Raw genomic sequence first — 22899 nt, forward strand, 5'->3', positions numbered from 1 at the left:
GATACGTCGGTATTCGCGGCGTCGCGTGCCTCGTGAGCGGCCGTTCTCGCGGCAACGCATGCGTGTTCCATCTGCAAACAGACCCTCGGGGCATTGTAGGAATGGCCGTCCCGTGCGCGGCGCGCCGATTCAAGAGCGATTCCTCTAAACGCCCGCGTGAACTAAATTTAAGATGTGTCGATGCGCTTCGCGCGATGCACCGGCCACGAGAAGCCGATTCGTCGCGAAACGGGAAGAATGACGATGCAGCGCCAGATCCTGCAGGCCGCGTGCCGACCGGGTGATCCAGAGGTCAAGCGCGCGGCCCGCATTTCATTTCAAACGGCGGCCCGCGCGACGCTGCGCGGCGTGATGCGCGCCCTCGGTCGAAATCGAACGGCGCGTGTCGTCGCCGACCGTTTGGACGGTGTCTCGGCGCCGTCGCACGACGCGCGGCGACACGCCGTCACGGACCCGTCGCGCGACGCTGCCGCGGTGCACCGGCACACGCTCGCAAGACGGCGTCGCGTGCCCGCGCGTCACCGCATCGAGCCGTGCTCGCCTGCCGTGCGGCACGACTTTCGGACACGGACACCGTCGCGCGGATACGACGCCGGCCGCATGCATCAACCGGTTTTCGAGCACCCGTCGCATCCGGCCCCGTGCCGCGCGACACGCATCACCCGATCCGCGTCGCCGCGCTCGCCGAGCGTGCGGCGTGACGGCCGGCCGACCAGCCAGGCCCAACTGGAGGAGACGACATGAAGAACGACCTGCCCGAACTGGCTCCGCAAGCACGCCCGTCGGTCGATGCGCTGACGTCGCTGCTGCACGACCAGCGCGCGGCGTACCTGCGCGCACCGTACCCGGCGTGGGACACGCGTGCGCAGCACCTGCGCGCGCTGCGCACGATGCTGATCGACCATGCGGATGCGCTCGCCGACGCGATCAGCGCCGATTTCGGCCATCGCGCGAAGCAGGAAGTGCTGCTGTCGGAAATCTGGATGGCGAAGGAAGAGATCGACGACGCGCTGAAGCACGGCAAGCGCTGGATGAAGCCGATCCGCAAGCCGATGAACAAATGGCTGCGCCCGGCGCGCGCGAAGGTCGTGCCGCAGCCGCTCGGCGTGATCGGCATCGTCGTGCCGTGGAACTACCCGGTGCTGCTCGCGGCCGGCCCGCTGATCTGCGCGCTCGCCGCCGGCAACCGCGCGATCATCAAGATGTCCGAACTGACGCCGCGCACGTCGGCGCTGTTCGAGCAGCTCATCGGCAAGACCTTCACGCGCGACCACGTCGCGGTCGTCAACGGCGACGCGGAGGTCGGCGCCGCATTCAGCGCGCTGCCGTTCGATCATCTGCTGTTTACCGGCTCCACGCAGGTCGGCCGCCACGTGATGCGCGCGGCCGCCGACAACCTCACGCCCGTCACGCTCGAGCTCGGCGGCAAGTCGCCGGCGATCATCGGCCCGAATGCGCGCTTCGACGCGGCCGTCGACGCGATCGTCGCCGGCAAGACGCTGAACGCCGGCCAGACCTGCATCGCGCCCGACTACGTGCTGCTGCCGCGCGGGATGGAAGGCGCGTTCATCGAACGCGCGCGAACCCGCTTCGCGAAGCTGTATCCGGACCTGTCGGCCAACGGCGACTACACGACGATCGTGTCACCGCGCCACTACGCGCGTCTGCAGCAACTCGCGAGCGACGCGCAGGCGGGCGGCGCGCAGCTGCATCCGCTGTCCGACGCGCAGTCCGATCCCGTGTCGCGCCGCTTCGTGCCGTGCGCGCTCACGCGGGTGCCGGCCGCGTCGCAACTGATGCAGGAGGAAATCTTCGGGCCGCTGCTGCCGCTCGTGCCGTACGAACGGCTCGACGAAGCGATCGCATACGTCAACGCGCGCCCGCGTCCGCTTGCGCTGTACCTGTTCGACGAGGATGGCGGCACGGTCGACCGCGTGATGCACGAAACGATCTCCGGCGGCGTAACGGTCAACGAAACGCTGATGCACATCGCGTGCGGCAGCTTGCCGTTCGGCGGCGTCGGCGCGAGCGGCATGGGCGCGTATCACGGCTACGACGGCTTCGTCACGTTCTCGAAGATGAAGCCCGTGCTCACGCAGGCGCGGCTGAACGCGCGCAACCTGCTCGCGCCGCCATACGGCAAGCGCTTCGCCGCGCTGATCAAGCTGATGCTGAAGTTCTGAGGTAGACGGGCCGCGCGCGTCGCGCCGCGGCCCTTGCCGCACGGCATGGGATGCCGCGCACGCAGCCGTCGTCCATCACACGGGCCAGAGCGGCCCTTCCTGCATCGCGCCGATCTGCTCGCGCAATTCGAGCACGCGCGCTTCCCAGTAACGATGCGTGTTGAACCACGGGAACGCGGCCGGAAACGCCGGGTCGTCCCAGCGCCGCGCGAGCCACGCCGCATAGTGGATCAGCCGCAGCGTCCGCAGCGCTTCGACCAGATGCAGCTCGCGCGGCTCGAATTCGCAGAAATCCTCGTAGCCGGCGAGCAGGTCCGCCAGCGCGCGCGACGCGCCTTCGCGATCGCCCGGCAGCAGCAGCCACAGATCCTGAACGGCCGGCGCCATCCGGCTGTCGTCGAAGTCGACGAAATGCGGGCCGGCATCGGTCCACAGCACGTTGCTCGGATGACAGTCGCCGTGCGTGCGCAGCAGGCGGATCTCGCCCGCGCGCTCGAACGCGGCCTCGACGCCTTCGAGCGCGAGTGCGACCGCGGTCTCGTACGCCGGCCTTACGTCATCCGGAATGAAATCGTGCGCGAGCAGGTAGTCGCGCGGCTCGTAGCCGAACGTACCGATGTCGAGCACGGGACGCGCGGCATACGGCTGCGTCGCGCCGACCGCATGAATGCGGCCGATGAAGCGGCCGAGCCATTCGAGCGTGTCGCTGCGGTCGAGATCGGGTGCGCGGCCGCCGCGCCGCTCGAAGATCGAGAAGCGGAAGCCGTCGAACGCGTGCAGCGTGCGGCCGTCGAAGGCTCGCGCGGGCACCGCCGGAATCTCGTGCGCGGCGAGTTCGGCGACGAACGCATGCTCTTCGAGAATCGCGTCGTCCGACCAGCGCGCCGGGCGATAGAACTTCGCGACGACCGGCGGGCCGTCTTCGATACCGACCTGGTAGACGCGGTTTTCGTAGCTGTTGAGGGCGAGCAGGCGCCCGTCGGTGCGCAGGCCGGCCGGCATCAGCACGCTGTCGAGCGCGTCGAGCACGCACTCGGGCGTGAGGCCGGCGAACGGCGGGCTGGCGGGAGAAGCGGGAGCGGAAGTGGTGTCGGTCATGCCCCGCATTGTGCCGCCAGCCGGACCGAAAGACGAGCGTCCGGTACGAGCGTCCTTAGTGAAGCGCCGCGCCGGCCGGCAAGACGGATTCGCCGGTGTCGATCAGGTCCTCGAGAAAGAACGGCTCGGTGTTGAGTTCTTTCGACTCACCCGGCACGCCCGCGTACCAGGTCACCATGGCCATGTCGCCCAGGATGCGCTGGACGATGCCGCGCGCGCCCTTCGGCACCGCGATATGGGTAGTGCAGACGATCGACCCGATATGCATGATGGTTCCCCACTCTTGAATCTTGAAACCCGGCCCGCTGGCGAGCCGGCAAATGCACGATCCGCGCCGCTCTCGGCGGAGCGTTGCGCGTGATCCCATTGTTCACGGTTTATCGAAGCGCGAAAAGAAGAAGAAGCGGGCGAAGTGCCGCGAATTCGTCGAATGTCTCCAATCAACCACTGCGCCGGGCATGCACTTGCCCGCCCGGTTACCCCCATCATACCCTGTCGAATGCGGCTGCCTACCGAAACCGTCCGGCGCCGCCGCGCACGCGCGATCGACGCAACGCGCGTCCCGCTTCGCTTGCGCCGCGCGCAATCGTCGGAGCACGCCCGCGATCGGCGCTCACATCACGTCCCGCGCGTCGCTTGCCGATCGCCTTCTTCCGTTCGCCGAAAGCTTGCATGCGCATCGGCCAGAGAGCGGGCGCCGTCTTGCATCGCCCCGCCCGCGATGCGCCGCCGCCGACAGCAGTTGCGTTCGACGGCTGCCTTGCGGTACCTTTGGCTTTCATTCGCGTTCAATCGCATTCCGACACGATGCATCCGCTCACGTCCGCCCGCGCAACATCCCGGCCGCAGTTCGACTCGCGGCCGCGGGCGTGCGTGCATCCGTCGGTCCTTCCTCCTCCTGTCGCACCGCCGCGCGTCTGCGCCGCGCCGCCCCCGCCGGCGGCACGCGCCGGCTGACTCGCCGGCTTCTTCGTCTTCCATTCGCCCCGTTGTCTGCACGTGCGTGCGTCATGACGCACGGCACGTTGCCGCGCGCGGATGGAACGTTTCGATCCGTTCGACAGGTGGATTCACATGGTTTCGTTCAAACGCGCGCTTGCCGCGCATGGCGCGACGTCGCTCTTCGTGCTGCTGTGGAGCAGCGGCGCGATCTTCGCTGAACTCGGTTTGCGGCACGCCTCCGCGTTCGCCTTTCTCACTGCCCGTTTCGCGCTCGCCTCACTCGTGCTGATCGTGCTGGCCTTCATGCGCAAACGCTGGCTGCCGCCGCGCGGCGAGCGGCGCATGGCCGCGCTGACCGGATTGCTGATGATGGGCGGCTATTCGATCTTCTATCTGCTCGCGCTCGAGCGCGGCATCGCGCCCGGCGTGCTCGCGACGATCCTCGGCGTGCAGCCGATCCTCACGCTCGCGATCGTCGAGCGGCGCTGGCAGCCGGCGCGCATCGCGGGGCTCGCGCTGTCGCTCGCCGGCCTCGCGCTCGTCGTCGGTCGCGGCGTGAGCGGCGGGACGGGCGGCCTGTCGGCGGCCGGCGTCGCGTGCGCGCTCACGGCGCTCGTCGCGCTGACCGTCGGCTCGCTGCTGCAAAAGCGCGTGCGCGCGGCGCCCGCCGACGTGCTGCCGATGCAGAACGCGATCGGCCTCGCGCTGTGCGTCGCGATCGTGCCGTTCCGGCCGGTGTCGTTCGAGCTGAACTGGGCGTTCGTCGTGCCGCTGCTGTGGCTCGGCATCGTGATTTCGGTGATCGCGCAACTGCTGTTCTACCGATTGATGCAGCGCGGCGATCTCGTGAACGTGACGAGCCTGTTCTATCTCGTGCCGGTCGTCACCACGCTGATGGATGCCGCGTGGCTCGGCAACCGGCCCGAGCCGCTCGCGCTCGCCGGCATGGGCGCGATCATCGCCGGGCTCGCGCTCGTGTTCCGCGCGCCGGCCGGCCGCCCGCAATCCGACCGCGCGTGAGCGGGCCGGCCGCCGCGCCCGCGGGTGCGGCGGCCCGTATCGGACACATACGACGATTCCGCGAAAATCGAAAGGAACGGGAAAGATGCGTGCAAGGCGTTCGTCTTGTTCGCACGAAAAATGCGAGATTCCCGGGGCTTTCCGCTGATTTTTAATGGTTCGGATAGCGAAAAACGCCGCCGGTTGCCTATACTCGAATGGACCGGCCTGCTCGTAACGGGCCGGACCAACTAGAAACACCCGGCATGGGGCCGGGGTGAGCGCACGCGTGCCGGCTTCGGCCGATATCCCGCGGGGATGGAGCCGCCAAGGCACGCACTGAAGCGCTCACTTCGGCCGACACTGGAGACACGCATGACGACCTATTTCACGATCGGCGACTTCATCCTGTTGATTCCGATGGCGCTGGCCGGAGCGCTATTTCTCGGCGCGGTGCCGTGCGCCACCCAGTTCCGTCACAACCTGCTGCGCGTACTCGGCGTCATTCTCGGCGTCGGCGTCGCGGTATTGCTCGTTGAAGGCCTGCCCGCGCTGATCTAGCGCCACCGCCGTGCGCGACACACCTCGCTGCACGGCAGCGAGGTGACGCACTGCCTGCGCGTCGACGATACGGCGCGCGATGTTTCGCATGCCGTATCGAGTTCCGGTCAGATCGCCTGATCGGTGGACGGCTTTTCCCACAGATTGATGCCGCCTTCCGTCGCGTAGCGATCGATCTCCGCGAGCTCCTCCGCCGAGAATTCGAGGTTCTTCAACGCACCGAAGTTCTCGCGCACCTGCTCCGCCCGGCTCGCGCCGATCAGCGCGGACGTCACGCGGCCGTCACGCAGCACCCACGCCAGCGCCATCTGCGCGAGGCTCTGCCCGCGCCGTTCGGCGATTGCGTTGAGCTTGCGTACATGCTCGAGGTTGTCCGCGCTCAGGTGCTCCTGCTTCAGCGAGCCGCCGCCCGGCTTGTTCACGCGCGCGTCGGCCGGCACGCCGTTCAGATACTTCGACGTGAGCAAGCCCTGCGCGAGCGGCGTGAACGCGATGCTGCCCGCGCCGACGTCGTCGAGCGTGCCGAGCAGGTCGCGCTCGATCCAGCGGTTCAGCAGGTTGTACGACGGCTGGTGAATCAGCAGCGGCACCTTGTACTGCGCGAGCAGGTCGGCCATCTCGCGCGTCTTCGCGGCCGAGTACGACGAGATGCCGATGTAGAGCGCCTTGCCCTGCTGCACGGCCGAGGCCAGCGCGCCCGCCGTTTCCTCGAGCGGCGTATGCGCGTCGAAACGGTGCGAATAGAAGATGTCGACGTAGTCGAGCCCCATCCGCTGCAGACTCTGATCGAGGCTCGCGAGCACGTACTTGCGCGAGCCGCCGCCGCTGCCGTACGGGCCCGGCCACATGTCCCAGCCGGCTTTCGTCGAGATCAGCAGCTCGTCGCGATACGGCCGGAAATCCTCCTTCAGCAGCCGGCCGAAGTTGGTTTCGGCGCTGCCGTACGGCGGCCCGTAGTTGTTCGCGAGGTCGAAATGGTTGATGCCGAGATCGAACGCGGTGCGCAGGATCTCACGCTGCGTCGAGATCGGCGTCGAATCGCCGAAGTTGTGCCACAGGCCGAGCGACAGGGCGGGCAGTTTGAGCCCGGATTTGCCGCAGGTACGGTATTGCATGTCGGCATAACGTTCGGAAGCTGCTTCGTAGGCCATGAGTCTGTTCCGTCAGGACATCGGGGGAAGGGACGCGCGCCGGCCGCGCCGATGGCGCGACGGCGGCGAAGGAGTCATACGACGACTATGGTAGCGAAAGCGGCCGAATCGCGCACGGCGGCACGGCGATGGACGCGACCGCGGCGCTCGCCTACACTGCGGCGTCTCGAATCACCGTTTCAGCGAGGTTGGTATGTCCCGGGTCATCTCGGTTGCACTGCTCGTCGGCGGCATCGTGCTGCTGTATTTCGGCGGCCAGTCGTTCCATTCGATCAACGACAACGTGTCGCGCTTCTTCACCGGCTCGCCCGCGACGAAGACGATCCTGCTGATCGTCGGCGGCGCCGTCGCGTCGTTCATCGGCCTGATCGGCCTCGCGATGCCGGGCGGCAAGCGCTGATCGCGACGCATCCGCGGCTCGCGTCACGCGCGGGGGCCGCGCCAAACGAAACGGGCGGCCAGGCCGCCCGTCGTTTCATCCGCCCGCGATGCGCCGCATCGCGTGGCCGCGGCGGCTTCACCGGCCGCCAGATCCGCGCCTAGAACTGCACTTCCGGCTTCGACGCCGAGCGCGTGCCGGGCACCGGCCGGTTGCTTGCACCGTGGTACGTGTACACGAGCGAGAACTTCACCTGGTCGGAACGGTTCTGCCCGGCCGAATGCAGCGTGTTGCAGTGGAAGAACACGACGTCGCCCGTCTGCAGCGACGGGCACGTGGCCGCGTCGATCATCCTGCGATTTTCCGGCAGATCGCCGCGGAAGAACTTCGCGTCATCGAACGCTTCCGGCCCGAATTCGGCCGTATGCGAGCCGGGCACCAGCCACAGCGCGCCGTTCTCGTTGGTTTCCGGCCCGAGCGCGAGCCACACCGACACCATGTCCGGGCGCTCGAACGCCCAGTAGCGGAAATCGCGATGCCAGCCGGTCAGGCTGCCGTACGCCGGGTGCTTCGTCATCATGCAGTTGTGATGCGCGCGCGACAGCACGGGTTGCTCACCGAAATACTCGCGCATCCACGCGCCGATTTCGGGCGCGATCGCACGCTCGGCGAATGCCGGATCGCGCGCGTACGCATCGAGCAGGCGCCGCACCGTATGCCCGCCGGGCGCATGCTTCGATTCGGGCGCGCCCGGGTAGCGCAGGTCGGCCTCGAATTCGATCGGCTCGGCGGCCTCCCGCAACTGGCGCTCCGCGATCTGCCTGAGCGTCGCGCACTGCGCTTCGCCGACGAGGCCGCGCGCGACGACGAAGCCGCGCTCGCGCAATTCCGCGACTTGCGCGCGGATCGATTCCGACTGCAATGGAGACGACATGGGATGCCAGACGTTTATTGTGTGAATGTGACGATTGTAAATCGGCGCCGGATACCGCGAACAGCGCCATTGTCGTGCGCAGGGGCATGCCAATCGCGGATTTGATCCAGCGCAAGGGAACTGTGCGGCGCGGCACCTGCCTGAGCGACAGGCGGTATGCGGCACACGCGTTGCGGCACAAGGGTTTATCGCGACTTTTGCCCGTCACGAATCCCCTGTAGCCTGACGCGGCCTGTCAATTCTGGCGGGCGCGGCGCGCAACGGGTTTCGGTAAGATCCGTTGCGTCATCCGAGGCCGTTCATACCAGTGCGCTCTGCAGGGCGCCATCCATACAAGCGAAGCATCGTTCACATGCCATTCCGTCTGACTTCCCGTTTCAACCGCGCCGCGAAGCGCGTCGTGCCGTCCGCTCCCGCCCGCCCGCTGCGCCACCACCGCGCACGCACGCAGGCGCTGGCCGAACGTACGCACCCGCACAGCCGGCTGGACGGCATCCGTGCGTGGTTTCACGCGTTTTTCTCGATGATGAGCACGCAGGCGTTCGCGCGCCGCGCCGGCCTGCGCTCGCTGCTGCAGAAGCCGTCGTCGCTGCGCGCGCTCGCGCTGCGCCGCAAGCTCGGCCCGCAGCGCCGCATCAACCGCCCGCGTCGCCTCGCGGCCAGCAACGGCTGGTTCGGGTTCGGCGCGCGCTGAGAATGTACCCGGCGGGCGTCGTCCGCCCCGATCGGCCGCCATTGCTTCGGCGATCGAACCCATAAAAAAACCCCGGCTTGGCCGGGGTTTTTCATTTCAGGCGAGCGACGTTCACGCGACGCGTGCGGTCGGCTCCACGCCGGCCGCTTCGGCCAGCGCGAGCGCCTTGTCGGTCGCTTCCCACGAGAACTCCGGCTCTTCGCGGCCGAAGTGACCGTAAGCCGCGGTCTTCTCGTAGATCGGGCGCAGCAGGTCGAGCATCTTGATGATGCCCTTCGGACGCAGGTCGAAATGCTCGCGCACGAGCTTCGTGATCACCGCATCCGACACGCGGCCCGTGCCGAACGTGTTGACCATCACCGAGGTCGGCTCGGCCACGCCGATCGCGTACGACACCTGGATCAGCGCGCGCGACGCGAGGCCCGCGGCGACGATGTTCTTCGCGACGTAGCGGCCCGCATACGCGGCCGAACGGTCGACCTTCGACGGATCCTTGCCCGAGAACGCGCCGCCGCCGTGCGGTGCGGCACCGCCGTAGGTGTCGACGATGATCTTGCGGCCCGTCAGCCCGCAATCGCCCTGCGGGCCGCCGATCACGAACCGGCCGGTCGGGTTCACGAGGAACTTGATGTCGCCCTTGATCAGTTCGGCCGGCAGCGTCGGCTTGATGATTTCCTCGATCACCGCTTCGCGCAGCGCGGGCAGTTCGATGTCCGGTGCGTGCTGCGTGGACAGCACGACGGTGTCGATCGAATCGGGCTTGCCGTCGACGTAGCGGACGGTGACCTGCGACTTCGCGTCCGGACGCAGCCATTGCAGGCGGCCGTCGCGGCGCAGGCTGGCCTGGCGCTCGACGAGGCGGTGCGACAGGTAGATCGGCAGCGGCATCAGTTCCGGCGTTTCGTCGCACGCATAGCCGAACATCAGGCCCTGGTCGCCCGCGCCTTGATCGAGGTTGTCGTCGTGTGCACGATCGACGCCCTGCGCGATGTCCGGCGATTGCTTGTCGTATGCGACGAGCACCGCGCAACCCTTGTAGTCGATACCGTAGTCGGTGTTGTCGTAGCCGATGCGCTTGATCGTATCGCGCGCGATCTGGATGTAATCGATGTTCGCCGTCGTGGTGATTTCACCGGCCAGCACGACGAGACCGGTGTTGCACAGCGTTTCCGCCGCGACGCGGGAGTATTTGTCCTGCTCGAGGATGGCGTCGAGAATCGCGTCCGAGATTTGGTCCGCGACTTTGTCCGGATGGCCTTCGGAGACGGATTCGGACGTGAAGAGATAATCGTTTGCCACTTTTTCAGGCTCCTGTGTGGTTACGGTTGGTTTCACGTAGCCAGCTTCGTTGGGCCTGAAGCGGCGACGCTTTAGCGGATTACCAGGACCGGGCAGCGTGTGTCGCGCCAGCCGGCTTCGCCCCGCAAGTTGTCAGTTAACTCGGCGAAGCCCGTATTATAGCGGCTTTCCTGAATTGTCACAGAGCGCCGCCCGTGCTGCATCTTCCGCTGTCTTACCACCCTGTTCGCAACGTGCCGGCCAGCCGGCCCCACGGAGATTCCGCATGCTAGGCCGCCTCGGCACGCACCTCGCCATCGGCTTGCTGAAGCTGCTCGCGCTACTGCCGTACGGTCTGACCGCACGGTTCGGCGATGGCCTCGGCTGGCTGCTGTATCAGATCCCCAGCCGGCGAAAGCGCATCGTACATACGAATCTGAAACTCTGCTTCCCCGACTGGAGCGACGAGCGGCGCGAGGACGTGGCGGGCCGGCATTTCCGCCATGCGATCCGCAGCTACGTCGAGCGCAGCGTGCAGTGGTTCGGCTCGGAGAAGAAGCTCGCGAAGCTGATCCAGGTCGACAGCGCGGTCGATCTCACCGATCCGGACCTGCCGCCGACGCTGTTCCTCGGCCTGCACTTCGTCGGCATCGAAGCCGGTTCGATCTGGCTGAACCGGTCGCTGCACCGCCGCTGCGGATCGCTGTACCAGCCGTTCTCGAACGCGGTGCTCGAGGAGGAGGCGAAGAAGGCGCGCGGGCGCTTCGACGCCGAGATGGTCGGCCGCGCGGACAGCGCGCGCGTCGTGCTGCGCTGGCTGCGCGACCGCAAGCCGGTGATGCTCGGCGCCGACATGGACTACGGGCTGCGCAACTCGACGTTCGTCCCGTTCTTCGGCGTGCCGGCGTGCACGCTGACGGCCGTCGGCCGGCTCGCGAAGACGGGCCGTGCGCAGGTCGTGCCGTTCATCGGCGAGGTGTTGCCGAACTACAAGGGCTACCGTCTGAAGGTGTTCAAGCCGTGGGATCACTACCCGACCGGCGACGACGATCTCGACGCGCGGCGGATGAACGCATTCCTCGAGGAACAGATTCCGCTGATGCCCGAGCAGTACTACTGGGTGCACAAGCGCTTCAAGACGCGCCCGCCCGGCGAGCCGAGCCTGTACTGACCCTGCCGCGAGACGTTCGCGGGCGCGCCGTCATGCGCGTGCCCGCGCCCTCGCCACCTTCGGCGCGCCCTTGGCGCGCGCGCGCCAGAGATCGTAGGCCGACTGCTGCGCGAGCCACAGATCGGCCCTTCCCCCGTTTTCCTCGCCGAGCCACGCTTCGAGGCGCAACGCCATTTCCGGCGAGATGCCGGCATGGCCGTGCAGGATCCGCGACAGTGCGGCACGCGTCACGCCGAGTTGCGACGCGGCCTCGGTGACGGTCAGGCCGAGCGCCGGCAGCACGTCGTCGCGCAGCGTTTCGCCCGGATGGGGCGGATTGAAGATGCGGGTCATGGTGTTGGATCAATTCAGTGACGAGGCGCGATGCCGGAAACGCCGGCAGCGCATAGCCGCACTATACGAATCACCGGATTGGGACATCAATTTGACGGGTACGAAATACACATCGCGTACCGGCCACAGCCGAGCCCGCCACGCCGCCCCCTGTCAATCCGCCCGCTCATCATCCGCGCGACCAGTCGGCGCGATCGGCAGACAAGGCCCTCGCCCCCCGCACAACGGACGCCGGCCCGCCCGGCGCAGGACGCCCCTGTCGGCTGCATGTATCATTTGCGGTTGAGATCGGCACGACGAACGAGGCCGCCCGGCATGGCAGCCGGCCGTCCGTGTCGTGCCGACCGCCTTGTTCGCCATGGAATTCCGGACCCAGTGAAACTCTCGTTCACCAAGATGCACGGCGCGGGCAACGACTTCGTCGTGCTCGACGGCTATTCGCGCGCGCTGCCGCCGCTCACCGAAGCGCAGGTGCGCGCGCTCGCCAACCGCCACTTCGGTATCGGCGCCGATCAGTTGCTGCTCGTCGAGAAACCGACCGTCGACGGCGCGGATTTCAAGTACCGGATCTTCAATTGCGACGGCGGCGAGGTCGAGCACTGCGGCAACGGCGCACGCTGCTTCGTGAAGTTCGTCAGCGACCGCGGCCTGACCGACAAGCGCAGCGTGCGCGTGCAGGTCATGAAGGGCCTGATCACGCTGACGCTGCAGGAGAACGGCGAAGTCGTCGTCGACATGGGCGCGCCCGTGTTCGCGCCCGCGCAAGTGCCGTTCGAGGCGTCGGGCCTCGACGGCCGCAAGGAAGGCAACGACACGCTGTGGCCGCTCGACGTCGGCGGCGCGACGCGCTGGATCTCGACGGTGTCGATGGGCAATCCGCACGCGGTGCAGGTCGTCGACGACGTCGAAGCGTATCCGGTGCTGGAAGAAGGCCCGCTGATCGAGCGCCATGCGCGCTTCCCGCAGCGCGTGAACGCCGGTTTCATGCAGATCGTGTCGCGCCACGAGGTGAAGCTGCGCGTGTACGAACGCGGCGCGGGCGAGACGCTCGCGTGCGGCACCGGCGCGTGCGCGGCGGTCGCGGCCGGTATCCGGCGCGGCCTGCTCGATTCGCCCGTGACCGTGCACACGCACGGCGGCACGCTGACGATCGGCTGGGACGGCGCGCGCGACGAAACCGCCGCGCTGATGATGGCCGGCCCCGCCACGACCGTGTTCGAAGGCGAGATCGACCTGAACGCCTGACCCTGCAACGTCCCTGATAACTGAACGCTCCAGCCACATGAACGATCGCGAAGTCGCCGACTACCTGCTCGCCAATCCCGAATTCTTCGCGCAGCACGCCGAACTGCTCGCGACGATCCGTCTCGCGAACCCGCACGGCAAGGCCGCGATCTCGCTGCAGGAGCGGCAGATGGAAATGCTGCGCGACAAGAACAAGCATCTCGAACGCCGGCTCGCCGAGCTCGTGCGCTACGGCCACGAGAACGACAGCCTGTCCGCGAAGTTCAGCCGCTGGACCGCGCGCGTGATCGCGGAACGCGATCCGTATGCGCTGCCGCGCACGATCGCCGACGGCATCGCCGACGTGTTCGACGTGCCGCAAACGGCGCTGCGCGTCTGGGACGTGGCCGACACCTACGCGCAAGCCGATTTCGCCCGCCAGGTCGGCGAGGAAGTGCGCCTGTTCACGAACGGGCTGTCGACGCCGTACTGCGGCGCGAACACGGGCTTCGAGGCCGCCCAGTGGCTCGCGCCCGCGCGCGCCGCCGCGAGCGCGGCGGAAGGCGCCGAAGCCGCGCCGGCCGGCGACGGCTCGGCCGCGTCGGTCGCGCTGCTCGCGCTGCGTGCGCCGCTCGCCGGCAACGATGCACCCGCGTTCGGCCTGCTGGTCCTCGGTTCGCCCGACCCGCGCCGCTTCCACGACGGGATGGCCACCGACTTCCTCGCGCAGATCGCGACGCTCGCGAGCGCGGCGCTCACGCGCCTGCTGCCGCACTGATCCGCCGCACGCGATGACCGACGATCCGATCGCCGCCTACCTGTCGAACCTGAAGCACGTCAGGCAACTGTCGGAACACACGCTGCGCGCATACACGCACGAGCTCGACGAACTGAGGAAGCTTGCCGCCGGCCGGCCGCTCGAAGCATTGACCGCCGCCGACATGCGCGGCGCGGTCGCGCGCGCGCATGCGGGCGGGCTGTCCGCGCGCTCGATCTCGCACCGGCTGTCCGCCTGGCGCGCGTTCTACCGCTGGCTCGCGCAACGCATCGAGATGCCCGCGAACCCGGTCGCCGCGGTACGCGCGCCGAAGCGCCCGAAAACCCTGCCGAAGGCGCTGTCGGTCGACGACGCATCCGCGCTGATGGACGCGCCGCTCGCCGGCACGACCGAAGGCATCCGCGATCACGCGATCCTCGAGCTGTTCTATTCGTCGGGGCTGCGCCTCGCCGAATTGATCGGGCTCGACGTCCGGTACACGCAGGCCGACGGCTACCGCTCGGCCGGCTGGCTCGATCTCGCCGAGGCCGAAGTAACCGTGCGCGGCAAGGGCAACAAGGAGCGCAAGGTGCCGGTCGGCCGCAAGGCGATCGACGCGCTGAACGCGTGGCTCGCGGTGCGCGGCGAGTTCGTGAAGCATGATCCGCATCCGCTGTTCGTGTCGGTGCGCGGCAACCGGATGTCGCCGGGCGTGGTGCGCGAGCGCGTGAAGCGCGCGGCGCTCGCCGCCGGCATCCCCGCCAACGTCCACCCGCACGTGCTGCGCCATTCGTTCGCGACGCACGTGCTGCAGTCGAGCGGCGACCTGCGCGCGGTGCAGGAACTGCTCGGCCACGCGAGCGTCGCCGCGACGCAGGTCTATACGTCGCTCGACTTCCAGCATCTCGCGAAGATTTACGACAGCGCGCATCCGCGCGCGAAGAAGCGCGACTGACGCGCGTCCCGTGTTACCCGCCGCGCGCGGCGGCCGGCACCGGCCGGCGTCGCGCCCGGCCCCTTTCGATCTCACCATGCAAACCGTCACCCTCAAGCCGTCCAAGGAAAAATCGCTGCTGCGCCGCCATCCGTGGATCTACGCCAATGCGATCGACCGCGTCGACGGCAAGCCCGCGCCCGGCGCGACCGTGCTCGTGCGCGCGCACGACGGCCGCTTCCTCGCGCGCGGCGCGTACAGCCCGCAGTCGCAGATCCGCGTGCGGGTGTGGAGCTTCGACGAGCACGAACCGATCGATCACGCGTTCTTCAAGCGCCGCGTGCAGCGCGCGGTCGCGCACCGCACGACGATGGTGTCGGGCACGGGCGCGGTGCGGCTCGTGTTCGGCGAAGCCGACGGGCTGCCGGGGCTGATCGTCGACTACTACGTCGCGGACACCGCCGAAGCTGGCGCCGCGCCGCGCGGCCAGCTCGTGTGCCAGTTCATGGCCGCGGGCGTCGAAGCGTGGAAGGACGCGATCGTCGCGGCGCTCACCGGCGCGACCGGCTGCCCGAACGTGTACGAGCGCTCGGACGTGTCGATCCGCGACAAGGAAGGGCTCGAACAGACGACGGGCGTACTGGCCGGCGACGCGCCGCCAGCGACGCTGATCGCGAACGAAAACGGCGTGCGCTACCACGTCGACGTGCCGAACGGCCACAAGACGGGCTTCTACGTCGACCAGCGCGACAACCGCGCGCTCGTCGCGCAGTACGCCGAGGGCCGCGACGTGCTGAACTGCTTCTGCTACACGGGCGGCTTCTCGCTCGCGGCGCTCAAGGGCGGTGCGAAACGCGTCGTGTCGATCGACTCGTCGGGCGACGCGCTCGCGCTCGCGCAGCAGAACGTCGTGGCCAACGGCTTCGACGCCGAACGCGCGACCTGGCTCGACGCCGATGCGTTCAAGACGCTGCGCCGCCTCGTCGACGAAGGCGAGCGTTTCGACCTGATCGTGCTCGATCCGCCGAAGTTCGCGCCGACGCGCGACAGCGTCGATCGCGCGGCGCGCGCGTACAAGGACATCAACCTGAGCGGCTTCAGGCTGCTGCGTCCGGGCGGCCTGTTGTTCACGTACTCGTGCTCGGGCGCGATCGACATGGACCTGTTCCAGAAGATCGTCGCGGGCGCCGCGGCCGACGCGAAGGTCGACGCGCGGATCCTGAAGCGGCTCGGAGCGGGCGTCGATCACCCGCTGCTCGCGGCGTTCCCGGAAGGCGAATATCTGAAGGGCCTGCTGTTGCAAATCGTCTGATCGCCCCGATCTTGGCGGACACCCCGGTCCGCCGGCCCCGCCTGTCGGGCCGACGCTTGCCCCTGTCGTCCGGACGACGGGCGGGGGCTTGACAGGTATGTTTCAATGGATGGTTGTGCGCCCCGGCTCGCAGCGCGAGGGCGCGACGCACATCCTGGTTTTGACCCCGATTCACGAACCACAGGCGACCGACATGGCCACTCCCGTCACCATCCTTACCGGCTTCCTCGGCAGCGGCAAGACGACGCTGCTCAAGCGCATCCTGAACGAACAGCACGGCATGAAGATCGCCGTGATCGAGAACGAGTTCGGCGAAGAGAACATCGACAACGAAATCCTCGTGCAGGATTCGAACGAGCAGATCATCCAGATGAGCAACGGCTGCATCTGCTGCACGATCCGCGGCGACCTCGCCCGCGCGCTCGGCGATCTGGCCGCGAAGAAGCGCGAAGGCAAGCTCGATTTCGACCGCATCGTGATCGAGACGACCGGCCTCGCGAACCCGGGCCCGGTCGCACAAACGTTCTTCATCGACAGCGAAATCGCCGACGATTTCCTGCTCGACGCGGTCATCACGCTGGTCGACGCGAAGCACGCGAACGCGCAGCTCGACGAACACGAAGTGGTGCAGCGCCAGGTCGGTTTCGCCGATCGCCTGTTCATCACGAAGTCGGATCTCGTCGACGATCAGACCGTCGCCGGCCTCAAGCACCGCCTGATGCACATGAACCCGAAGGCCGCGATCAAGGTCGTGAATTTCGGCGAGGCGGACATCAAGGAAATCTTCGACCTGCGCGGCTTCAACCTGAATGCGAAGCTCGAGATCGATCCCGATTTCCTCGCCGAGGACGATCACGCGCACGACCACCACGATCACGACCATGATCACGATCACGCGAATTGCGACCACGATCACGGTCAATGCGCGCACGATCACGACCACGGCCACGGCCACCACCATCACCACCACGCGCACCACGACGACAAGATCAAGTCGTTCGTGTACCGCAACGACCGCCCATTCGACCCGAACAAGCTGGAAGACTTCCTCGGCGGCATCCTGCAGATCTACGGCGAGCGGATGCTGCGCTACAAGGGCGTGCTGTACATGAAGGGCGTCGACCGCAAGGTCGTGTTCCAGGGCGTGCACCAGATGATGGGCAGCGACCTCGCGGCGAAGTGGCTGCCGGTCGAGAAGAAGACCAACAAGATGGTGTTCATCGGCGTCGACCTGCCGCAGGACCTGATCACCGACGGCCTCGACGCCTGCCTCGCCTGACCCGCGCGGGCGCCCGCCGCGCCCTTGCTGCCCGGCCGCCTGCGAGGCGGCGGGGGCTGCCGCGCGACGCCTTTGCCGGGCAGGGTTTCGCCGTCATCGCTTTTTCGCGATTTGCGCGTTATATTTTCTAGATATTGGCGCAGCCGACGGGGATCGACCCGATACGGCGCCCGCTTGCGATTCAGTTACAATACGTGCCCGCTGGAGTACGGCAACAAACAGGCCCGGTTCTTGCTGAACCAGTTTTCCGGGCATCGCAACCGCGCCGGATCGCCAATCCGCCTCCCGGCCGCGGCCGATGCGATGTGCCGCGCAGCACACCGGTTCGCAGCGCGCGCAAATCTGCGCCAGGCCTATCCTGGTATTTGAGAACCGGTTTTCCAGAGGCTTTCGGCCCCGCGGCGGCAAATCGCAAATGATTGCAAGCGCGGTTGCGGGTAATCCCAAAGTGCAGGCAATATCTGTTGATTTGCCGCACATTGAAGAAGCAAGCAGATGACGAAGAAACTCTTGACCGAAGCCGAAATCCTGAAGATGAGCGACAAGGATTACATGAATGAGGATCAGCTCGCCTTCTTCAAAAATCGGCTCGAACAGTTGCAGGCGGACATCCTCAAGAATGCAGGCCAGACGACCGAGAACCTGCGCGAGACGGTGATCGTCCCCGATCCCGCCGACCGCGCGACGATCGAGGAAGAGCACGCGCTCGAGCTGCGCACGCGCGATCGCGAACGCAAGCTCCTCAAGAAGGTTCAGCAGTCGCTCGCCCGCATCGATTCCGGCGATTACGGCTGGTGTGAGGAAACGGGCGAGCCGATCGGCATTCCGCGCCTGCTCGCGCGTCCGACCGCCACGCTGTCGCTCGAGGCGCAGGAGCGCCGCGAGCTGCGCCAGAAGCTGTTCGGCGACTGATCGAGCGGCATTCCGCTCCGACACACGCTGCTTCCCGAAAGCGCGCGGCCTGCCGCGCGCTTTTTGTTTTCCGGCACCGGTTCAGGGCCTGTGCCCCTGATAACGGGCTTGCGCCGACCGATTTGCCTCCCCCTCTTGATATCCCGGCGCCCGCCCTAAAATGAAACGGACGCGCGCCGGGCCGCTCCCTGGCGCACTGCGGATTCACGCGGCGGCGCGTCGCGCCGCCCGACTCTTCCCCGTTTTTCTCAAGGAACGCAGATGGAGCAATTTCACGGCACGACCATCGTTTCGGTCCGGCGCGGCGACAAGGTCGCGCTCGGCGGCGACGGCCAGGTAACCCTCGGCAACATCGTCATGAAGGGTGGCGCGCGGAAAGTGCGGCGGATCTACAACAACCAGGTACTGGTCGGATTCGCGGGCGGCACCGCCGATGCGTTCTCGCTGCTCGACCGCTTCGAGGCGAAGCTCGAGAAGCACCAGGGCAACCTGACCCGCGCGGCGGTCGAGCTCGCGAAGGACTGGCGCACCGACCGGATGCTGCGCCGCCTCGAGGCGATGCTGATCACGGCCGATGCGAACACCACGCTCGTCATCACCGGCAACGGCGACGTGCTCGATCCGGAAGGCGGCATCTGCGCGATCGGCTCGGGCGGCGCGTACGCGCAGGCAGCGGCCCGCGCGCTCGTCGAGAACACCGAACTGTCGCCGCGCGAGATCGTCGAGAAGTCGCTCGGGATCGCCGGCGACATGTGCATCTACACGAACCACAACCGCATCATCGAAACGATCGAGTAAGGACCGCCCCATGAGCACCATGACCCCTGCCGAGATCGTCTCGGAACTCGACAAGCACATCATCGGCCAGAACAAGGCGAAGAAGGCCGTCGCCGTCGCGCTGCGCAACCGCTGGCGCCGCCAGCAGGTCGCCGATCCGCTGCGCACGGAAATCACGCCGAAGAACATCCTGATGATCGGGCCGACGGGCGTCGGCAAGACCGAAATCGCGCGCCGCCTCGCGAAGCTCGCCGATGCGCCGTTCATCAAGATCGAGGCCACCAAGTTCACCGAAGTCGGCTACGTCGGCCGCGACGTCGACAGCATCGTGCGCGACCTCATGGAGACCTCGGTCAAGCAGACGCGCGAGACCGAAATGCGCAAGGTGCGCAGCAAGGCCACCGACCAGGCGGAAGACCGCATCCTCGACATCCTGCTGCCGCAACCGCGCGCGGTGGGTTTCGGCGGCAATGCCGATCACGCCAACGACGACAACAACGCGACGCGCCAGACCTTCCGCAAGCGCCTGCGCGAAGGCCAGCTCGACGACAAGGAAGTCGAGCTCGACCTCGAGCAGCCGTCGGTCGGCATGGACATCATGGCGCCGCCGGGCATGGAAGAGATGACCGAGCAGATCCGCTCGATGTTCTCGAACCTCGGCAGCGGCAAGAAGCAGCGCCGCAAGGTGAAGATCAAGGAAGCGCTGAAGCTGCTGACCGACGAGGAAGCGGCGAAGATGCTGAACGAAGAGGAAGTGAAGACGAAGGCCGTGCAGAACGTCGAGCAGAACGGCATCGTGTTCCTCGACGAGATCGACAAGATCACGTCGCGCAACAACGAAGGCAGCGGCGGCGAAGTGTCGCGCCAGGGCGTGCAGCGCGACCTGCTGCCGCTCGTCGAAGGCACGACGGTCAACACGAAGTACGGGATGGTGAAGACCGATCACATCCTGTTCATCGCGAGCGGCGCGTTCCACCTGGCGAAGCCGAGCGATCTGATTCCCGAACTGCAAGGCCGCTTCCCGATCCGCGTCGAGCTCGATTCGCTGTCGGTGAACGATTTCGAAGCGATCCTCGTCGCGACCGACGCAAGCCTCGTCAAACAGTACCAGGCGCTGCTCGCGACCGAGGACGTGCAGCTCGAATTCGCCGACGACGGCATCCGGCGCCTCGCCGAGATCGCGTTCGCGGTCAACGAGAAAACCGAGAACATCGGCGCGCGCCGGCTGTACACGGTGATCGAGAAGCTGCTCGAGGAAGTGTCGTTCTCGGCCGGCAACCATGCGGGCGAGCGCGTGACGATCGACGCGAAGTATGTCGATCGCGCGCTCGGCGAAGTGTCGCAGGACGAAGACCTGTCGCGCTACGTGCTGTAACGCGCGCAGTGCGGGACGAGAGACGGGCGGCCCCTTCGGGGGTCGCCCGTTTTCATTGGTGCGCCCGCTTACTGCCGCACCGGCTTCTTCGCGAGCTTGCGCTGCAGCGTGCGGCGGTGCATGTTCAGCGCGCGCGCGGTCGCCGAAATGTTGTTGTTGTTCTCGGCCAGCACGCGCTGGATGTGTTCCCATTCGAGCCGGTCCACCGACAGCACGACCGGATTCTCGAGCGCCTCGTCGGCCTGCACTTCGGTCGCGTTGGTCTGCAGCGCGGCCAGGATCGACTCGACGTTCGCCGGCTTCGCGAGGTAGTTGTCGGCGCCTTCCTTCACGGCCTGCACGGCGGTCGCGATGCTTGCGTAGCCGGTCAGCACCAGGATCCGCGCATCGGGCTGCAGGTCGCACAGCGGCGCGATCAGGCTCAGCCCCGAATCCTCGCCGAGATGCAGGTCGACGGTGATGAACTGGAACTTGCCGCCCGCGGCGAGCCTGAGCGCCGCCTCCTTGTCGTGCGCCTGCTGGACCGCGTAACCGCGGCGCTCGAGGCCGCGCGCGAGCGTGCCCGCGAACACCTCGTTGTCGTCGATCACCAGGAAATTGTTCTCGCTCATGTGGTTTCTCCGTCTACGTGTTGGTTGAGGCCGCCGGCATCGCGACGCGCACGACCGGCAGGCGCAGCACGGCCCGCGTGCCGCGCCCGGCCGCCGCGCCGGCCGGGCGGCTCTCCGGCGTGCCGGCTGGCCGGTCGACCGTACGTGCGCCCGTGCGTTGTCCCGATGCGGCCGCCGCGTGGCCGTTTGCCGCGCCGCCGGCCCGCCCGTTGCCGCTCGCGGCGCGCGGCGCGACATCGGACAGCTCGATCTCGCCGCCGAGCCGCGCGGCCGCGCTGAACGCGAGGTACAGGCCGACGCCGTGCCCGCCCTGCGTGCTGTCGACCGGCATCGCGCCGAGCGATTCGCGCAGCGCGGCCGGAATGCCGGGCCCGTCGTCGCATACTTCGAATTCGATTTCGTCGGCCGTGCCGCCATGCGCGACCTTCGCGGCGAGCGTCACGCGCTGCGGGCTCGCGCGCGCGGCGTTGTCGAGCAGGATCGTCAGGATCTGGCCGGCCGCGACGGTATCGTCGAGCGCGACGCCGGCCGGGCGCGCACCGAGCAGCTCGAACTGCACGTGCGGATGCCGCAGGCGCCAGTGCTCGACGAACGTGTCGAGCCAGTCGTCCACCGGCTGGCGGCTCGCCGGCGCGCTCGCGCGGCTGCGCAGGCGCGCGAGCGCCGACGTGCAGAGCGTCATCTGTTCCTCGAGCACCTTCAGGTCGGCCTCGTAGCGCGCGAGCCCCGGATCGGCGCGCGCCGCATCGCGCAACTCCTCGGCGAGCATCGCGATCGTCGACAGCGGCGTGCCCATTTCATGTGCGACGGTGGCGGCCTGCACGCCGAGCGCAACCGCCCGCTCGTCGCGCAGCAGGTGCTGCTGCGCCTCGCCGAGCGCCGCGTCGCGCTGGCGCAGCGCATTCGACATGCGCGCGACGAACCACGCGATCAGCCCGACGCTGACCATGAAGTTCGCCCACATGCCGGTACGGTAGTAGTCGAACAGGTTCGCCGGATTGTCCATGTTGAGCGGCACCGAATCGAAGCCGAGCGCCGCGTAGCAGGCCACCGCGAACGCCGCGAGCCAGATCATCAGGTGCCACGGCAGCACGGCCGCGGCGATCGCGAGCGACGGCAGGTACAGCGACACGAACGGATTGGTCGTGCCGCCCGACAGGAACAGCAGCGCGGACAGCGCGCCGAGGTCGACCCACAGCTGGCCGAGCAACTCGAAATTGGTCTCGGGCCGCGCGCGCAGCACGCGCACCCAGGTCAGCGCGTTGAAAACGATTTCGAGCGCGATGACCATCAGCATCGCCGGCAACGGCAAGTGCACGCCGAAATAGGCCTGCACGACGCCGATCGTCACGAGCTGGCCGATGATCGCGAGATTGCGCAGCCAGAACAGGTGGCTGAGGTTGACGCGCCCGGTGGTGGTGATTCGTTGCATCCGAGCAGTTTACCCGTTTAGCGGGCGGCGCCTCCACGGGGCCGGATCGGGAAGGACGAATGGACGGTCGGACGCCCCGGCGCGGCGTCCGGGGGCGCGAGCGAGCGACGTCAGCCGGGCGCCGCCGCCATGCGCCGCGCGATCTCGTCGGCGAGGCATTCCGGGCAGAGGCAGCGCGCGCGGGCTGCCGGGGCCGTGTCGCCCGGCAAGACCGGCATCGCAGCGCACCAGCAGTCGAACGGCTGCGTGTGCGCGCCGCAGTCGAAACCGCGCCCGCAGTGCGGACAACGCGCACGGCGCGGGGCCGAACGGGCGTCGGCGGCGGAATCGGTCATGGTCGAGGTGCGGAAGCGGGCACGAACGTCGCCCTACGCGACTAGCATAGCGCGGCCGACGGATTTTGCACGTCGGCCGTCTGGCCGACGGCTGCCGCCGACCCCGCCTGATGCGCCGGGCGCGGCCCCGTCCCGCGCGCCGCCGCGGCAGCGGGAGCCTTGGCCGGCGGGCCGCCGCGCGTGCCGTCCGACCTGCGCGACCCACCGTCCGGCCAGCCCAAAAACCGA

The 22899-nt window shown here is 67.7% G+C and carries 24 protein-coding genes; 15 read left to right on the top strand and 9 right to left on the bottom strand.

Annotation, left to right across the window (positions count from 1 at the left end; all coding sequences use genetic code 11):
* The first annotated feature begins 237 nt into the window (after window positions 1-237).
* Both CFB35_RS34980 and CFB35_RS16170 read left to right on the top strand, forming a co-directional pair.
* The gene (locus CFB35_RS34980) at window positions 238-744 is read left to right on the top strand and encodes a hypothetical protein (protein ID WP_155634564.1); all 507 of its coding nucleotides are present in this window, start codon (window positions 238-240) and stop codon (window positions 742-744) included.
* On the top strand, window positions 741-2183 hold the full coding sequence (locus CFB35_RS16170) for a coniferyl aldehyde dehydrogenase (protein ID WP_059583978.1): 1443 nt from the start codon (window positions 741-743) through the stop codon (window positions 2181-2183). Before CFB35_RS34980 ends, CFB35_RS16170 begins: the two co-directional genes overlap by 4 nt.
* Before the next feature lie 75 nt (window positions 2184-2258).
* Here the strand turns inward: CFB35_RS16170 and CFB35_RS16175 are convergent, their stop codons facing one another.
* Window positions 2259-3290, bottom strand: coding sequence for a serine/threonine protein kinase (locus tag CFB35_RS16175; RefSeq protein ID WP_059583980.1), 1032 nt, complete (start codon window positions 3288-3290; stop codon window positions 2259-2261).
* 46 nt (window positions 3291-3336) lie between these two features.
* The gene (locus tag CFB35_RS16180) at window positions 3337-3549 is read right to left on the bottom strand and encodes a hypothetical protein (protein WP_006477514.1); all 213 of its coding nucleotides are present in this window, start codon (window positions 3547-3549) and stop codon (window positions 3337-3339) included.
* Window positions 3550-4355: 806 nt separating this feature from the next.
* On the opposite strand from CFB35_RS16180, the gene CFB35_RS16195 reads away from it, so the two are divergent.
* Together CFB35_RS16195 and CFB35_RS16200 are read left to right on the top strand one after the other, a co-directional pair.
* Entirely contained in the window at window positions 4356-5243 is an 888-nt protein-coding gene (locus CFB35_RS16195; protein ID WP_089465232.1) for a DMT family transporter, read from the top strand.
* Between the two features lie 354 nt (window positions 5244-5597).
* Window positions 5598-5783 carry a hypothetical protein gene (locus CFB35_RS16200; RefSeq protein WP_006482800.1) on the top strand — a complete coding sequence of 62 codons (186 nt, stop codon included), beginning with the start codon at window positions 5598-5600 and terminating at the stop codon, window positions 5781-5783.
* A gap of 107 nt (window positions 5784-5890) precedes the next feature.
* Here CFB35_RS16200 and mgrA read toward each other — a convergent pair whose 3' ends face one another.
* On the bottom strand, window positions 5891-6934 hold the full coding sequence (gene mgrA / locus CFB35_RS16205; protein ID WP_059583983.1) for an L-glyceraldehyde 3-phosphate reductase: 1044 nt from the start codon (window positions 6932-6934) through the stop codon (window positions 5891-5893).
* 193 nt (window positions 6935-7127) lie between these two features.
* Between mgrA and CFB35_RS16210 the strand changes: the two genes are divergently transcribed.
* Window positions 7128-7334, top strand: a complete 207-nt coding sequence (locus CFB35_RS16210) for a DUF3185 family protein (protein ID WP_059583985.1) — start codon at window positions 7128-7130, stop codon at window positions 7332-7334.
* A gap of 139 nt (window positions 7335-7473) precedes the next feature.
* On the opposite strand, the gene CFB35_RS16215 is transcribed toward CFB35_RS16210, so the two are convergent.
* Entirely contained in the window at window positions 7474-8247 is a 774-nt protein-coding gene (locus tag CFB35_RS16215; protein WP_059583986.1) for a phytanoyl-CoA dioxygenase family protein, read from the bottom strand.
* A 352-nt stretch (window positions 8248-8599) separates the two neighbouring features.
* Here CFB35_RS16215 and CFB35_RS16220 point away from each other — a divergent pair, with 352 nt between their 5' ends.
* Entirely contained in the window at window positions 8600-8941 is a 342-nt protein-coding gene (locus tag CFB35_RS16220; protein ID WP_059583988.1) for a hypothetical protein, read from the top strand.
* A 111-nt stretch (window positions 8942-9052) separates the two neighbouring features.
* Here CFB35_RS16220 and metK read toward each other — a convergent pair whose 3' ends face one another.
* Window positions 9053-10240: a methionine adenosyltransferase gene (gene metK, locus CFB35_RS16225; RefSeq protein ID WP_011546455.1), complete on the bottom strand. Its 1188-nt coding sequence runs from the start codon at window positions 10238-10240 to the stop codon at window positions 9053-9055.
* 265 nt (window positions 10241-10505) lie between these two features.
* Between metK and lpxL the strand changes: the two genes are divergently transcribed.
* Window positions 10506-11390, top strand: coding sequence for a lauroyl acyltransferase LpxL (gene lpxL, locus CFB35_RS16230; RefSeq protein ID WP_059583990.1), 885 nt, complete (start codon window positions 10506-10508; stop codon window positions 11388-11390).
* Window positions 11391-11420: 30 nt separating this feature from the next.
* Here the strand turns inward: lpxL and CFB35_RS16235 are convergent, their stop codons facing one another.
* Entirely contained in the window at window positions 11421-11723 is a 303-nt protein-coding gene (locus tag CFB35_RS16235; RefSeq protein ID WP_059583991.1) for a HigA family addiction module antitoxin, read from the bottom strand.
* Window positions 11724-12098: 375 nt separating this feature from the next.
* On the opposite strand from CFB35_RS16235, the gene dapF reads away from it, so the two are divergent.
* The 8 genes from dapF (at window position 12099) to hslU (ending at window position 20293) form a co-directional block, all read left to right on the top strand.
* Window positions 12099-12968 carry a diaminopimelate epimerase gene (gene dapF, locus CFB35_RS16240; protein ID WP_060312248.1) on the top strand — a complete coding sequence of 290 codons (870 nt, stop codon included), beginning with the start codon at window positions 12099-12101 and terminating at the stop codon, window positions 12966-12968.
* Window positions 12969-13005: 37 nt separating this feature from the next.
* Complete coding sequence (locus CFB35_RS16245; RefSeq protein WP_059583995.1) at window positions 13006-13725, top strand: DUF484 family protein; 720 nt, start codon at window positions 13006-13008, stop codon at window positions 13723-13725.
* A gap of 13 nt (window positions 13726-13738) precedes the next feature.
* Window positions 13739-14659, top strand: a complete 921-nt coding sequence (gene xerC, locus CFB35_RS16250) for a tyrosine recombinase XerC (RefSeq protein ID WP_059642549.1) — start codon at window positions 13739-13741, stop codon at window positions 14657-14659.
* Between the two features lie 76 nt (window positions 14660-14735).
* Window positions 14736-15950 carry a class I SAM-dependent rRNA methyltransferase gene (locus CFB35_RS16255; RefSeq protein ID WP_089465233.1) on the top strand — a complete coding sequence of 405 codons (1215 nt, stop codon included), beginning with the start codon at window positions 14736-14738 and terminating at the stop codon, window positions 15948-15950.
* Window positions 15951-16143: 193 nt separating this feature from the next.
* Window positions 16144-17229, top strand: a complete 1086-nt coding sequence (locus CFB35_RS16260) for a GTP-binding protein (RefSeq protein WP_059584036.1) — start codon at window positions 16144-16146, stop codon at window positions 17227-17229.
* A 495-nt stretch (window positions 17230-17724) separates the two neighbouring features.
* A complete protein-coding gene (dksA, locus tag CFB35_RS16270) occupies window positions 17725-18141 on the top strand; it encodes an RNA polymerase-binding protein DksA (protein WP_006477498.1) in 417 nt (138 codons plus the stop codon).
* A gap of 261 nt (window positions 18142-18402) precedes the next feature.
* A complete protein-coding gene (gene hslV, locus CFB35_RS16275; RefSeq protein WP_059583998.1) occupies window positions 18403-18939 on the top strand; it encodes an ATP-dependent protease subunit HslV in 537 nt (178 codons plus the stop codon).
* 10 nt (window positions 18940-18949) lie between these two features.
* Window positions 18950-20293: an ATP-dependent protease ATPase subunit HslU gene (gene hslU, locus CFB35_RS16280; RefSeq protein ID WP_059584000.1), complete on the top strand. Its 1344-nt coding sequence runs from the start codon at window positions 18950-18952 to the stop codon at window positions 20291-20293.
* Window positions 20294-20361: 68 nt separating this feature from the next.
* Here hslU and CFB35_RS16285 read toward each other — a convergent pair whose 3' ends face one another.
* The 3 genes from CFB35_RS16285 to CFB35_RS16295 all read right to left on the bottom strand — a co-directional run bounded on the left by CFB35_RS16285 (window position 20362) and on the right by CFB35_RS16295 (window position 22671).
* Complete coding sequence (locus CFB35_RS16285; RefSeq protein ID WP_021156278.1) at window positions 20362-20904, bottom strand: response regulator transcription factor; 543 nt, start codon at window positions 20902-20904, stop codon at window positions 20362-20364.
* Between the two features lie 13 nt (window positions 20905-20917).
* Complete coding sequence (locus CFB35_RS16290) at window positions 20918-22336, bottom strand: ATP-binding protein (RefSeq protein WP_059584001.1); 1419 nt, start codon at window positions 22334-22336, stop codon at window positions 20918-20920.
* A gap of 110 nt (window positions 22337-22446) precedes the next feature.
* Window positions 22447-22671, bottom strand: coding sequence for a cysteine-rich CWC family protein (locus CFB35_RS16295; protein ID WP_059584003.1), 225 nt, complete (start codon window positions 22669-22671; stop codon window positions 22447-22449).
* Window positions 22672-22899: the final 228 nt, after the last annotated feature.

The sequence above is a fragment of the Burkholderia sp. AU16482 genome (genome assembly GCF_002223285.1).
Lineage (GTDB): Bacteria > Pseudomonadota > Gammaproteobacteria > Burkholderiales > Burkholderiaceae > Burkholderia > Burkholderia semiarida.